We start from the raw sequence: 13,778 nt of genomic DNA, 5'->3' as shown, positions 1-13,778 counted from the left end.
GGCTCCGGGAGCGGGTGTCAGCTCCCGAAGCCAACTGCGGTCCTCGCAGGCGAGTCTCTACAGGTTCCTACCCAAAGCGGTGAACACATGCCCGCTGTCGTTGGTCTGCTCACCCCCGCTCTCCATGTCCTTGGTGTAGTAATTGACTCCGGTCTCGTGTGGCGGTGGAGGTGGAGGCTCGGGCTTCTCCGCCGAGCCCGTCGTCGACCAGAACTGTCCGGCCCCCAATGGCCACACACGACCAAAACGCTGATGCAGAACCCTTAAATCTTCAAGAGTGGCCAACCTGACTTGTTCCCGGTTCGCGTCCTGAATCAAGGAGCCCAATCGGCCCGAACCGAAGGCAAAGAAGGCATGTCCGTTGGGGATAAACAAGCGGTAGCTTTTCGACTGACCTCCTGCTTCGGTAACTGTCACAGTAATCGGGTCCCGACCTGCACTCAACGCAACGACAAGGCCGTAACCGTCGACTTTAGCACGTCGGGTATTGCTCACATCGTACGTGTACGGTTTTTCGCCACCCTTAGGCTGTCGCTGATAACACGTATAGGCAGAAGCTTCCGGCATCAAATCGGAATGCGCCTGCAACCAGTGAACTGTCCCCAATATCGAGACATCCGATTCGTCCATTTCAAATCTTTTATCAGTGTCCATAAGCACTCCGATGCGATAGGCCCGCCAGGTTGATCGAACGAATAACCGAACCAATGGCCCTGATCATTCGATAGAGAACTTACAGCTGGCAACTCACGCATCGCACCTGACAGAACTGACAGTCACGATGAACGGTAACCCGGTAAAGAGCACTCAGATCCCATCGGATATTTCGATTGTCGATGGAACCTGATTATCCAACAACCGATACCCCACACCCGCCTCGGTCACGATAAACCGGGGCCGGGTCGGATCGTCTGCCAGCTTCTGCCGCAGATGCCCGACCACGATCCGCAGGTAGTGGCTGTCCTCGGTGTGAGTCGGGCCCCAGATGTCTTTGAGCAATTGCTGCTGGGTGATCACACGCCCCGGATGCCGCGCCAGTTGCGCCAGCACCGCGTACTCCTTGCGAGTCAGGGCGACTTCGACACCGTCGAGCAGCACCCGCCGATACGCCAGATCCACGGTCAGCGGGCCGAAATTCAACGCGGCCTGCTGCGCTTCCCCCGCTGGTGCCTGGCGCAGCAACGCGCGCACCCGGGCGAGAAACTCCTGAATGCCGAACGGCTTGGTCACGTAGTCATTGGCGCCGCCATCCAGCGCCTGGACTTTCTGCCCTTCGCTGGCGCGCACGGACAGCACCAGCACCGGCGCCGTGGCCCATTCGCGAAACTCGCGCAGTACCTGCTGGCCGTCCATGTCCGGCAGGCCGAGGTCGAGCACCAGCAGGTCCGGTTTGTTCAGCGCCGCCTGGGCCAGGCCCTCGGCGCCGGTGCCGGCCTCCAGCACTTTGTAGCCCTGGGAAGCGAGGCTGATGCGCAGGAACTTGCGGATCTGCGGTTCGTCATCGATGACCAAAATGGTCGCGGTCTGGCTCATGAATTCACATCAACACAAAAGAGTGGCAAGAGAGTAGCGCAGCGTGGATCAGGCTTCATCGTCCATCCCCGGTTGCGTCTGCAGGGGCAGGTGCAGGGTGATGCAGGTGCCGCGTCCGTCGATGCCGTCGCCGACACTGATCCGCCCGCCGTGGGCGCCGACCATGCCCTGACAGATCGCCAGCCCCAGCCCCGTGCCCTGCCCGCCCCGATCCCCTCGGGCGGCGGTGTAGAACATGTCGAAAATCTTCGCTCGCTCATCGACCGGAATCCCCGGCCCTTCATCGCTGACCGAGAAAAACACCTCGCTGTCATCCGCCCCGGCGCGCAATTGCAGACGGCCGTGGGATGGCGAGAAGCGGGCGGCGTTTTCCAGCACGTTCACCAGCGCCTGCTCGATCAACGCGGCATGCACGTACAACAGCGGCAACTCGGCCGGTACATCGGTGCTCACTTGCAACGACGACAACACCGCCCGCAGACGATTGAGCGCACTGCCGACGATGTCCGCCGGCGACACCCAGTCCCGCGCCAGCTTCAGGGCGCCGTGGCCGAGACGGGTCATGTCCAGCAGGTTCTGGATGTAGCGGTCGAGACGCTCGGCTTCATCGCGGGTGCCTTCGAGCAGCTCGCGGCGATCCTCCAGCGGGATCGCTTCACCGAGCGCCAGCAGGCTGTCGATGCTGCCGCGCATCGAAGTCAGCGGCGTGCGCAGATCGTGGGACACCGAGGCCAGCAAGGCACTGCGCAGTTGTTCGGTTTCGCCGTGCAGGCGCGCGGCTTCCAGGTCATCGGCGAGTTGCGCCCGGGCCAATGCTTGAGCCAGCGGCTGACTCAACGCGGTCAGCAAACGACGGCGTTGACCGCTCAAGGTCTGGCCCTCTTTGGCACACACACCGAGCAGCGCCAGCGGCCCGTCTTCCACCGACAGCGGCCACCACCACCAGCGCCCGAACGGCAACGTGCCGGTGCCCATGCCCGCCGGTTGATCGTGTTGCCAGGCCCAGTCGGCAGCAGCGCGTTCGGATTCAGTGAATTGCAGCGGCCCGCCGGTTTCGACTTTCCAGCCGCCCTGCCCGTCGCGATTGAGCAGGCACAGTTGCAGATCGCTCCAGCCATTGAGGTGCTGCGCGGCGGCGCTGACCACGGCCTGACGGTCAGTGGCGGCAGTGAGTTTGCGCGACAGGTCGAGCAGTTCGGTGGTTTCTTCCTGGGTGTCGCGCAACGCCTGCAATTGCCGGCGCTGGCGGGCCGCGAGGTTGCCGGTGAGCGCCGCCATCAACAAGAAGAACAGCAAGGTCAGCACGTCTTCTTCGCGCTGGATGCTGAAGGAGAAATTCGGCGGGATGAACAGAAAGTCATAGGTCAGAAACGACAGCGCCGCACAGGCCAGCGCCGGGCCGAGACTGCTGCGCACCGCCACCAGCAACACCGCCGCCAGAAACACCAGCGAGATGTTCGGCAGCGGCAGCACGCTGGACACCGCCCACGCCAGCGCACTGGCCAATACCGTGGCGACCAGCGCCAGCGCATAGTCGAACCACACCAGCGTCGGTGCTGAACGCGGGCGCGGTTGATGCTGTTGCTGATCGCTGTCCAGCACGTTGATTTCCAGACCGTGGGCCTGACGCAGCAAGCGCGCCGCCAGCCCACCACCGAACAGACGCCTGCGCAGGCGCGGTCGCGACTGGCCGACCAGCACCAGACTTGCCCGCCGTTCAGCGGCATGCTGGATCAGGGTTTTCGCCACCTCACCGGCCCGCAGCAGCACCACTTCGCCGCCGAGGCGTTCGGCCAGTTGCTGGGCGCTTTGCAGGCGCAGGCGCGATTGCTCGTCGCGCACGCTGCCGTTGTCGACGTGCACCAGACTCCACGGCAAATGCCGACGCTGGGCGACCCGGCTGGCATGGCGCACCAGCCGTTCGGCCTGGGCATCGCCGTCGACCCCAACCAGCAAGCGCCCGCGCACCGCTGGCGCCGCCTGACCGAGCTGGCGATAGCCCTGAGCGAGATCGTTATCGACCTGCGCGGCAGCGGTCTGCATCGCCAGTTCGCGCAGCGCCGTGAGGTTGGTCTGGGTGAAAAATGCATCGATCGCCGCCCGCGCCTGTTCCGGCACGTAGACCTTGCCTTCGCGCAGGCGCTCGAGCAGTTCGCGGGGCGGCAGGTCGATCAGCAGCAGTTCGTAGGCTTCTTGCAGTACCCAGTCCGGCAGGGTTTCGCGCACCTGCACGCCGGTAATGCCGCGCACCTGATCGTTGAGACTTTCCAGGTGCTGGACGTTGACCGTGGTGTAGACGTCAATGCCGGCGGCGAGCAGCTCCTGAATGTCCTGCCAGCGTTTCGCGTGACGGCTGCCGGGGGCGTTGCTGTGGGCGAGTTCGTCGACCAGCACCAGTTTCGGCCTGGCGGCGAGCAGGCCGTCGAGGTCCATTTCTTCGAGCGTCACGCCACGGTATTCCGAGCGCACCAGCGGCAGTTGCGGCAGGCCGCCGAGCAGCGCTTCGGTTTCGGCGCGGCCGTGGGTTTCGACCACCCCGGCGATGACTTTCACGCCTTGGCGCAGCTGGCTGTGGGCGGCCTGCAGCATCGCGTAGGTCTTGCCCACGCCTGGCGCTGCGCCGAGAAAAACCTTGAGCCGGCCGCGTCCGTCGCGGGGCAGTTCTGCTAACAGCGCGTCGGCGCGGCCGGAGTCACTCATGCTTGAAGCTCTCTCTTCCTGTGATCGTTCCCACGCTCTGCGTGGGAATGCAGCCCGGGACGCTCTGCGTCCCATCCATTACAACTTTTCCAGCGCCATGTTCAGCGCCAGCACATTCACCACCGGCGGACCCACCAGCGGCTGTTCGATGTGCGCGTCGAGCAACTGCTGCAAGGTCGCCACCGGCAGATTGCGCGCTGCCGCAACACGCGCCAGTTGATAGGCAATCGCCGCCGGTGGCAAGTGCGGATCGAGGCCACTGCCGGAGGTGGTCACCAGCGCCAGCGGCACCGGACCCTGACCGGGCACCTGTAGCTTGTTGGCGTCATCGATCACCCGAGTGGCCAACGCCGGATTGCTTGGCGACAGGTTGCTCGCGCTGCTCGACACGGTGGCAAAGGCACCGGCCGATGGACGCGGATGGAACCAGGCATCGCCGACAAAATCCTGAGCGATCAGCGACGAGCCACGCACCTTGCCTTCGGCGTCGCGCACCAGACTGCCGTTGGCCTGCTCGGGGAAGGCAACTTGCGCGACGCCCGTAACTACCAGCGGATAGGCAACGCCGGTGACCAAGGTCATCAGCACCAGCAAGCTCAGGGCCGGACGTAACATTGTGGACATTTCAAAATCCTCGAATTCATGCTTGAAGCGGTGTGCCCGGCACACCGCTGTTCAGGTTCAAACCAGATGCAACGCCGTCAACAGCATGTCGATCGCCTTGATCCCCACGAACGGCACCAGAATCCCGCCCAGGCCATAGATCAGCAGATTGCGACGCAGCAGCGCCGCCGCGCTCGCCGCCTGCACCCGCACACCACGCAGGGCCAACGGAATCAGCACCACGATGATCAAAGCGTTGAACACGATGGCTGACAGGATCGCGCTCTGCGGGCTGCTCAACTGCATGATGTTCAGCACACCCAGTTGCGGGTAGATCGCAGCAAACAGTGCCGGCAGGATCGCAAAGTACTTGGCCACGTCGTTGGCGATGGAAAAGGTCGTCAGCGCACCGCGAGTCACCAGCAATTCCTTGCCGATCTGCACCACGTCCAGCAACTTGGTCGGGTCGCTGTCGAGGTCGACCATGTTGGCCGCCTCACGCGCGGCTTGTGTGCCGTCGTTCATCGCCATGCCGACGTCAGCCTGGGCCAGCGCCGGAGCATCGTTGGCGCCGTCGCCGCACATCGCGACCAGACGACCGTCGTTCTGCTCGTGACGGATACGCGCCAGTTTTTTCTCCGGTGTGGCTTCGGCCAGTACGTCATCGACGCCCGCTTCAGCGGCAATCGCGGCAGCGGTCAGCGGGTTGTCGCCAGTCACCATCACCGTGCGAATCCCCAGTTTGCGCAGCTCGGCGAAGCGCTCGCGGATGCCCGGCTTGACCACGTCTTTGAGGTGGATCGCACCAAGCAGTTTGCCGTCGGCGCAGACCAGCAACGGGGTGCCGCCGCTCTGGGCGATCTTGTCGATTTCCCGGGACAGCGCCGGGGCCAGATCCTTGCGTTGTTGACCGAGGAAGGCCAGCAGCGAATCCACCGCGCCCTTGCGGAACACACGGCCCTGATAGTCGACACCGGACAAGCGGGTTTCCGCACTGAACGGTACGGCGGTCAGGGTTTCCGGCGAAGGTTCAGGCTGCGGATTGGAGCCGCGCAGGTACTCGACGATGGACTTGCCTTCAGCGGTTTCGTCGGCCAGCGAGGCGAACAACGCGCCTTCGGCCAGTTCACGGGCGTTCACACCCGGCGCGGCATATACCGCACTGCAGCGACGGTTACCGAAGGTGATGGTGCCGGTCTTGTCCAGCAGCAACACGTGCACGTCACCCGCGGCTTCCACCGCACGACCGGACTTGGCAATCACGTTCAGGCGCACCAGACGATCCATCCCGGCGATACCGATCGCCGACAGCAGACCGCCGATGGTGGTCGGAATCAGCGTGACCAATAACGCCACCAGGAACACCAGCGGCAGGCTGCCGTTGGCGAAGTGGGCGAACGGTTGCAGGGTCACGACCACCAGCAGGAAGATCAGGGTCAGGCCGATCAGCAGGATGTCCAGCGCCACTTCGTTCGGGGTCTTCTGGCGTTTGGCGCCTTCGACCAGCGCGATCATCCGATCCAGTGTCGATTCTCCAGGATTGGCGGTGATCTTCACCAGCAGCCAGTCGGACACCAGCCGGGTGTTGCCGGTAACGGCGGAACGGTCGCCGCCGGACTCACGAATCACCGGCGCCGATTCACCGGTAATCGCCGCTTCGTTGACCGCCGCGATGCCTTCGATGACCTCGCCGTCACCGGGGATCATTTCGCCGGCTTCAACGCGCACCACATCGCCCTTGCGCAGGCTGCTGGCCGGTACGACCTGGAAGCTGCCGTTGGCCAGTTTGCGTCGGGCGCTGAGGCCTTCGCTGCCGGCCTTGAGGCTGTCGGCGCGGGCCTTGCCGCGACCTTCGGCCAGCGCTTCGGCGAAGTTGGCGAACAGCACGGTGAACCACAGCCACAGGGCGATTTGCGCAGCAACGAAGGTCGGCACGCTGCTGTCGGGAATGAAGCACAGCACGGTGGTCAGGATCGCTGTCAGTTCGACCACCAGCATCACTGGCGAGCGCTGCAACTGACGCGGGTCGAGCTTGACGAACGCTTGCACCAGCGCCGGGCGCCACAGGGCGCTGATCGCGGTTTTCGGAGCTTCAGCCGACTTGGCAGCTGCCGCTGGTTTTGAAGCTGGAACATGCATATTCATGATGGATTCCTTAGAAGCCCATGCTCAGGTGTTCGGCAATCGGGCCGAGCGCCAGGGTCGGCAAGAAGGTCAGGCCGCCCACCAGCAAAATGGTCACGGTCAACAGGGTCACGAACAGCGGGCCGTGGGTCGGGAAGCTGTTCTGGCCAATCGGTGCGGTTTTCTTCATCGCCAGGCTGCCGGCCAGGGCCAGTACCGGGAGGATGTAACCGAAGCGACCGATCAACATGCCAAGGCCGAGCATCAGGTTGTGGAACGCGGTGTTGGCGCCGAAGCCGCCGAACGCCGAACCGTTGTTCGCACTGGCCGAGGTGTAGGCGTAGAGCAACTGACTGAAACCGTGCGGGCCGGGGTTGCTCACCGCCGCCACCGGGCCGGGCAGGCTCGCAGCGATCGCGCCCAGCACCAGCACGCCGACCGGCATCACCAGCAGGGTGACGACCAGCAGCTGCACTTCACGGGCCTGGAGTTTCTTGCCGAGGTATTCCGGGGTGCGGCCGATCATCAGACCGGCAAGGAACACCGCGATCAGCACGTTCAGCAACATGCCGTAGAGCCCCGCGCCGACGCCGCCGAAGATCACTTCGCCGACCATCATGTTGACCAGCGCGACCATGCCGCTGAGCGGGTTGAGGCTGTCATGCATACCGTTGACCGAGCCGTTCGACGCTGCGGTGGTGGTCACCGACCAAAGAACAGTGGCAGTGGTGCCGAAGCGCGCTTCCTTGCCTTCCAGCGGCGCGGTCTGTTCAACGGCGACGTTGTTCAAGGCAGGGTTCGGTTGATACTCGGCCCACAGCGAAGTGGCGCCGCCGATGATGAACAGCGCGAGCATGCAGCCGATGATGGCGCGGCTCTGACGCAGATCCTTCACGTAGTGGCCGAAGGTGAACACCAGCGCTACCGGGATCAGAATGATCGACGCTACTTCGAACAGGTTGCTCCAGGCAGTCGGGTTCTCGAACGGATGCGCCGAGTTGACGCCGAAGAAGCCGCCACCGTTGGTACCCAGTTGCTTGATCGCAATCTGGCTGGCGGCCGGGCCTAGCGGGATCACTTGATCAACACCCTGCATCGTCACTGCATTCACATATTGCGCGAAGGTCTGCGGCACGCCCTGCCACACCAGGTACAGCGCCAGCAGCAGGCACAGCGGCAGCAAGCCGTAGAGGGTCGCGCGGGTCATGTCGACCCAGAAGTTGCCGAGAGTCTTGGTGGACTTGCGCCCGATGCCACGGCACAGGGCAACCAGCACGGCGAGGCCGGTGGCGGCGCTGACAAAGTTCTGTACGGTGAGGCCGACCATCTGGCTGAGGTAGCTGAGCGACGCTTCGCCGCTGTAGGCCTGCCAGTTGGTGTTGGTCATGAAACTGACGGCGGTGTTGAACGCGAGGGTCCACTCCTGACCCGGCAGGTTTTGCGGGTTCAGCGGCAGGTGATCCTGAAACAGCAGGATCGCGAACAGCAGCAGAAAACCGGCGAGGTTGAATGCCAGCAGCGCCAGCGTGTACTTCTGCCAGCTCTGTTCGTCCTGCGGATTGACCCCGGCGATGCGGTAACAGCCGCGCTCCACCGGGCCGAGAATCGGCGTCAGCCAGGTGCGCTGACCTTCCATCACCTTGTAGTAGAAGCGCCCGAGGAACGGCGCCGGCAGCAAGACCACCGCGAAGAATGCGAGGATCAGCCAATAGTCATAACTGTGCATAGCCGCTCCTAAGTCCGATCCGCGCGCAACAGCGCAACCAACAGATAAATGAACAGCCCCACTGCCAATAGCAGTGACACCCCGTCCAGAACGCTCATGGAAGATCTCCGTGTTACGGCGTATTGCCGCGTGTGGAGGCATTGTCGGAAAGGAGGCTGTAAAGGAACGAGAGCGAGGGTGTGTGCGGGGCATAAAGAAAGCGTAAAGAGTGGGTTTACGCGGGCGTTACAGGTGAGTTTTGCGTCGTGTGGACGGGCCTCTTCGCGAGCAGGCTCGCTCCCACAATTTGAAATGCGCGCGTCCAGGCACCGCTGACACCTGTGGGAGCGGGCTTGCCCGCGAAGACGGCAGCACTGACAACATCGCACCCAACTGGCGCACAATAATGCAGCCATCAAGCCGCGAACATCCCCGATACGACAGCTTTCAGCTCTTTACGACCCGCCAATACAAAATGGCACGCCCACTGCACACGCCCTTCCCCGAGCTTTCCAAACCGTTCAGGGAGCAAACACATGAACACACAACTCAAACCCACGCTGGGCACCTTGCACCTGTGGGGCATCGCGGTGGGGCTGGTGATTTCCGGGGAGTACTTCGGCTGGAGTTACGGCTGGGGCGTCGCGGGAACCCTGGGTTTCCTGGTGACCTCGTTCATGGTCGCGACCATGTACACCTGCTTTATCTTCAGCTTTACCGAACTGACCACGGCGATCCCCCACGCGGGCGGGCCGTTTGCCTACAGTCGCCGGGCTTTCGGTGAAAAAGGTGGATTGATTGCCGGACTGGCGACACTGATCGAATTCGTCTTCGCCCCGCCGGCGATTGCCTTGGCGATTGGTGCGTATCTGAACGTGCAGTTTCCGGCCCTCGACCCGAAACATGCGGCGGTCGGCGCTTACATCGTGTTCATGGGTCTGAACATTCTTGGCGTGAAACTGGCCGCAACGTTCGAGTTGATCGTCTGCGTCCTGGCCGTTGCCGAATTGCTGGTGTTCATGGGCGTCGTCGCCCCGGCCTTCAGCTTCAGCAACTTCGCCCTCAACGGCTGGGCCGGTTCGGACGTCTTTGGTGCTCCGGCGATCGCCGGGATGTTCGCGGCGATTCCGTTTGCGATCTGGTTTTTCCTCGCCATCGAAGGCGCCGCCATGGCCGCCGAAGAAGCCAAGGACCCGAAACGCACGATTCCCAAGGCCTACATCAGCGGCATTCTGACCTTGGTGTTGCTGGCCATGGGCGTGATGTTCTTCGCCGGTGGCGTCGGTGACTGGCGCACCCTGTCGAACATCAACGACCCGCTGCCTCAGGCAATGAAAACCGTGGTCGGTGACAACTCCGGCTGGCTGCACATGCTGGTCTGGATCGGTCTGTTCGGGCTGGTGGCGAGTTTCCACGGGATCATTCTTGGCTACTCGCGGCAATTCTTCGCCCTCGCACGCGCCGGTTACCTGCCCGCCTCGCTGGCGAAACTGTCGCGCTTCCAGACTCCGCACCGCGCCATCATCGCCGGCGGCGTGATCGGCATCGCGGCGATCTACAGCGACGGCCTGATCAACCTCGGCGGCATGACCCTCACTGCCGCGATGATCACCATGGCGGTGTTCGGCGCGATCGTGATGTACATCATGAGCATGCTCAGCCTGTTCAAACTGCGCAAATCCGAACCGAATCTGGAGCGCACCTTCCGCGCGCCGTGCTATCCGCTGATTCCATTGATTGCACTGGTGCTGGCCGTGGTGTGTCTGGTGGCGATGGCCTGGTTCAATGCGCTGATCGGGCTGATCTTCCTCGGCTTCATGGCGGTCGGTTTCGGCTACTTCCTGTTGACCGGCCAATTGCGCGCCAACGCCCCGGCAGACGCCATGCTCACCGGACTGTAAACCGCGAAGGGCATAACCGGCCTAGAATGGAACCACTGCGAATGCACTTCGCTCAAAGTGGTATGCAGCGTTGCACGGCGAAACCCTCGCCCGTCGACCTGCCTTTAAGGAGAGCCGTTATGCCCTGGTATGCCTGGTTGATTCTGGTCGTTGCAATCGGCTCGATCGTCGGCGGTCTGATGATGTTGCGTGACACCGCCAACAAGGTCGAACTGACCGATGAACAACGCAAGCGTGTCGCTGAACGCAATGCCGAAGCGGACATCAAGGACGCGCAGGACCGCTGAACGAAAAACCCCGCCTGAATCGGCGGGGTTTGTTTTTTTGTCGCGGTTACTTTTCCCAGTCGGCCTTGGCGATGTGCAACCCGTGCAGGCCTTTGTAAGCCGCGCGTTCAGGCTGGCTCCAGCCTTCGAGCAGCGCCTCGTCCAGACGATAAATTTCCACGCCGAGCGGGCGGCACACGGTCAATGGATCCTGCGCGTCCGGCCCCCACATCGCCAATGACAGGTCACCACCCGGGCAGGTCGACAAAGCGCACAGCAAGTCGATTTCGGCGAAGAACTCCAGGTAGTCACCTTTCTGCGCCGGACAGGCCTTCATGAAATACAGATCATCGTGATTCAGGCCTGTGCACTGAAAGATGTTCAGCACATCATGCACGTCGAACTCGGTCAGGCCATGAGGCAACACGGCACGAGTCAGGTTGGAATGGCAGTGATGATGGAAGTCCTCGCCAGTGAGCATTTTGTTCACATACGGATCGCAGCGCGTGCCGAGCAAATCGTGCAGGCGCCCGCCGTGCTCGTCGATGCCATAGTCGGCCAGGCTGTCATCGGTGATGGTCACCAGAGGTCGCAGAAAAGGCAGGTTCGACCACAACCGGTCGTGGGTGCTGACATGCGTGCCCTGCAACTGCCGGGTGCGTGCCGCCCACATCCGTTCACGCGGATCGTGTGCGTTCCACACATTGAAATCGCCCACCTGGGGCCCGACCGGTGTGGTGACACGAAACACATGCCCCGCCGGAACATGCCAGGCACGCCCGGTGCGGATCGGCACTTCGAATTGTTCGATCAGCGTGCGCCCGTCCTTGCGGTCGCGAATCCGTTCGTAGAAAGGTGTATTGACCTGTAACGCCGAGCCTTTGCTGACCTGATAGGCGGCCGGGTAGTCTTTGTACATGATTCTCCTGCTCCTCAAGTGATGGCAACTTTGCAAGCTGCAACCACTATCCGTGCCAACCGTTGATGGCTGTCACGAACATGTCGGAGTCACCGGCCGTTTTTTTAGAAGTAGAAGTACAGTCACCATTCAATTTGCATTGGTTAAGATGGCGCTCTTGTTGCGGAGAGTTTAAATGCGTTACTCGCAGGATCATAAAGCCCAGACCCATCAACGCATCATCAAGGAAGCGTCCGAGCGGTTTCGCAAGGACGGCATTGGTGCGACCGGCCTGCAGCCGTTGATGAAAGCACTGGGCCTGACGCACGGCGGTTTCTACTCGCACTTCAAGTCCAAGGACGAACTCGTTGAAAAGGCATTGCAAGCCGCCGGCGATCAGGTTGCGGGGTTATGTGCCGAACTCTTCGCCCAGGAAAAACCGCTGGAAGCTTTTATCGACACTTACCTGTCCGAATGGCATCAGACCACGCCCGACGAAGGCTGCCCGTTGCTGACCATTTCGTCGGAACTGGGGTTGCGCGGCCAGCCTAGCCCGACCAGCGATGCAGTGCTCAAGGCTCGCCTCGACCAGATCGAAGGCACCCTTGAAGGCGAGAGCACCGCCGAGCGCAGCGTCGTCATCATGGCGACACTGGTCGGGGCGCTCCTGCTGTCACGCAGTGTCGCGGATGCCGGGTTGGCGCAACGCATCCTGGACGTCACCCGCGAACACCTCAAACGCTCGGAAGACTAAGCCTGCCAGCGCTTGAACAGCACGCTGGCATTGACCCCGCCGAAACCGAACCCGTTGGACAACGCATACTCGATCGGCATCGACCGCGCCTGACCGTGGACGATATCCACGCCTTCGCTCACCGGATCTGGATTTTCCAGGTTGAGGGTCGGCGGAACGATTTGATCGCGGATCGCCAACAGCGTGAAGATCGCTTCCAGCCCCCCCGCCGCACCCAGCAAATGCCCCGTCGCGGATTTGGTCGAGGTCACGGCGATTGCGCTTTGCGCGCCAAACACCGACTTGATCGCCGCCAGCTCACCGAGGTCGCCCACAGGCGTCGATGTCGCATGGGCGTTCAGATGCTGCACCTGATCCGGCGTGATACCGGCCTGGGCCAGCGCCAATGCCATCGCCCGGCGGGCACCGCTACCATCCTCCGGCCCGGCGGTCAGGTGATAGGCGTCAGCGCTCGTGCCGTAGCCGACCAGTTCGACCAACGGCTGTGCGCCGCGCGCCAGCGCGTGCTCCAGCGACTCGATCACCAGCAGACCGGCGCCCTCGCCCATCACGAAACCGTCACGTCCGCTGTCGAACGGGCGCGAGGCGCGCTCAGGGGTGTCGTTGTAGCCACTGGACAAAGCCCGCGCTGCCGCAAAACCGGCAAGACTGACGCGATCGATGCAGGCTTCCGCACCGCCGCACACCGCGATGTCGGCCTCACCGGCACGAATCAATCGCGCAGCGTCACCGATCGCCTGCACGCCGGCGGCACACGCGGTGACCGGAGCGCCGAGCGGGCCCTTGAGACCGTGCTGGATCGAGACATGCCCTGCGGCGAGATTGACCAGAAACGAGGGAATGGTGAACGGCGACAACCGTCGCGGACCACGACTGTCGGTGGTGCGTACCGCATCGGCGATAGCGCCGAAGCCGCCGACACCGGAGCCGATGATCGTGGCGGTGCGTTCCTGAGCGCCGGATTCGGTCGGGTGCCAGCCGGCCTGTTCAAGCGCCTGCCGCGCAGCCTCCATCGCGAACAGAATGAAACGATCCATTTTCTTCTGTTCTTTGGGCGGCGTGGCGCGATCCGGATCGAAACCGGCTTCGGCATCCTCCTCCATCGTCGGCACCACGCCGCCGACCCGGGTCGGCAGATCGGCGATGACCGCGTCCGGCAGGTTTCGCAATCCCGAACGCCCGGCCAGCAAGCGCTGCCAGACCACTTCGACGCCGCTTCCCAAGGGCGATACCAGGCCCATACCCGTGACAACTACTCGACGCTGATCCATATCGGGTTGACCTCTCGCGACTC

Annotated in this window: 12 protein-coding genes; 3 read left to right on the top strand and 9 right to left on the bottom strand. The window is 62.8% G+C overall.

The window, feature by feature from the left end; all coding sequences use genetic code 11:
* Window positions 1–57 precede the first annotated feature (57 nt).
* The 7 genes from ACODTD_RS20545 to kdpF form a co-directional block, all read right to left on the bottom strand.
* Window positions 58–654: an Ig-like domain-containing protein gene (locus ACODTD_RS20545; protein ID WP_221616043.1), complete on the bottom strand. Its 597-nt coding sequence runs from the start codon at window positions 652–654 to the stop codon at window positions 58–60.
* Between the two features lie 153 nt (window positions 655–807).
* Window positions 808–1,533: a response regulator gene (locus ACODTD_RS20540; RefSeq protein ID WP_221616042.1), complete on the bottom strand. Its 726-nt coding sequence runs from the start codon at window positions 1,531–1,533 to the stop codon at window positions 808–810.
* A gap of 48 nt (window positions 1,534–1,581) precedes the next feature.
* Entirely contained in the window at window positions 1,582–4,233 is a 2,652-nt protein-coding gene (locus ACODTD_RS20535; RefSeq protein ID WP_489105138.1) for a DUF4118 domain-containing protein, read from the bottom strand.
* A 78-nt stretch (window positions 4,234–4,311) separates the two neighbouring features.
* Entirely contained in the window at window positions 4,312–4,857 is a 546-nt protein-coding gene (kdpC, locus tag ACODTD_RS20530) for a potassium-transporting ATPase subunit KdpC (RefSeq protein ID WP_134021228.1), read from the bottom strand.
* A 57-nt stretch (window positions 4,858–4,914) separates the two neighbouring features.
* A complete protein-coding gene (gene kdpB / locus ACODTD_RS20525; RefSeq protein WP_011335329.1) occupies window positions 4,915–6,981 on the bottom strand; it encodes a potassium-transporting ATPase subunit KdpB in 2,067 nt (688 codons plus the stop codon).
* Window positions 6,982–6,991: 10 nt separating this feature from the next.
* Window positions 6,992–8,686, bottom strand: coding sequence for a potassium-transporting ATPase subunit KdpA (gene kdpA / locus ACODTD_RS20520; protein WP_039770510.1), 1,695 nt, complete (start codon window positions 8,684–8,686; stop codon window positions 6,992–6,994).
* 8 nt (window positions 8,687–8,694) lie between these two features.
* Window positions 8,695–8,784 (bottom strand): K(+)-transporting ATPase subunit F, encoded by a 90-nt coding sequence (gene kdpF / locus ACODTD_RS20515; RefSeq protein ID WP_007950940.1) that lies wholly within the window; start codon window positions 8,782–8,784, stop codon window positions 8,695–8,697.
* A gap of 417 nt (window positions 8,785–9,201) precedes the next feature.
* On the opposite strand from kdpF, the gene eat reads away from it, so the two are divergent.
* Together eat and ACODTD_RS20505 are read left to right on the top strand one after the other, a co-directional pair.
* Complete coding sequence (eat, locus tag ACODTD_RS20510; protein ID WP_221533130.1) at window positions 9,202–10,566, top strand: ethanolamine permease; 1,365 nt, start codon at window positions 9,202–9,204, stop codon at window positions 10,564–10,566.
* Between the two features lie 119 nt (window positions 10,567–10,685).
* Entirely contained in the window at window positions 10,686–10,853 is a 168-nt protein-coding gene (locus tag ACODTD_RS20505) for a DUF2897 family protein (RefSeq protein WP_007950938.1), read from the top strand.
* A gap of 46 nt (window positions 10,854–10,899) precedes the next feature.
* Here the strand turns inward: ACODTD_RS20505 and ACODTD_RS20500 are convergent, their stop codons facing one another.
* On the bottom strand, window positions 10,900–11,751 hold the full coding sequence (locus ACODTD_RS20500) for an urea carboxylase-associated family protein (protein WP_489105137.1): 852 nt from the start codon (window positions 11,749–11,751) through the stop codon (window positions 10,900–10,902).
* Between the two features lie 175 nt (window positions 11,752–11,926).
* Here ACODTD_RS20500 and ACODTD_RS20495 point away from each other — a divergent pair, with 175 nt between their 5' ends.
* Window positions 11,927–12,484 (top strand): TetR/AcrR family transcriptional regulator, encoded by a 558-nt coding sequence (locus tag ACODTD_RS20495; RefSeq protein ID WP_011335333.1) that lies wholly within the window; start codon window positions 11,927–11,929, stop codon window positions 12,482–12,484.
* Here ACODTD_RS20495 and fabF read toward each other — a convergent pair.
* Window positions 12,481–13,755 carry a beta-ketoacyl-ACP synthase II gene (fabF, locus tag ACODTD_RS20490; RefSeq protein ID WP_201815741.1) on the bottom strand — a complete coding sequence of 425 codons (1,275 nt, stop codon included), beginning with the start codon at window positions 13,753–13,755 and terminating at the stop codon, window positions 12,481–12,483. The two genes, ACODTD_RS20495 and fabF, sit on opposite strands and share 4 nt — an antisense overlap.
* Window positions 13,756–13,778: the final 23 nt, after the last annotated feature.

This window comes from Pseudomonas sp. FG35 (genome assembly GCF_057809295.1).
Note: the sequence above shows the minus strand (reverse complement) of the source record. Positions and strands in the feature narration are given on the sequence as shown.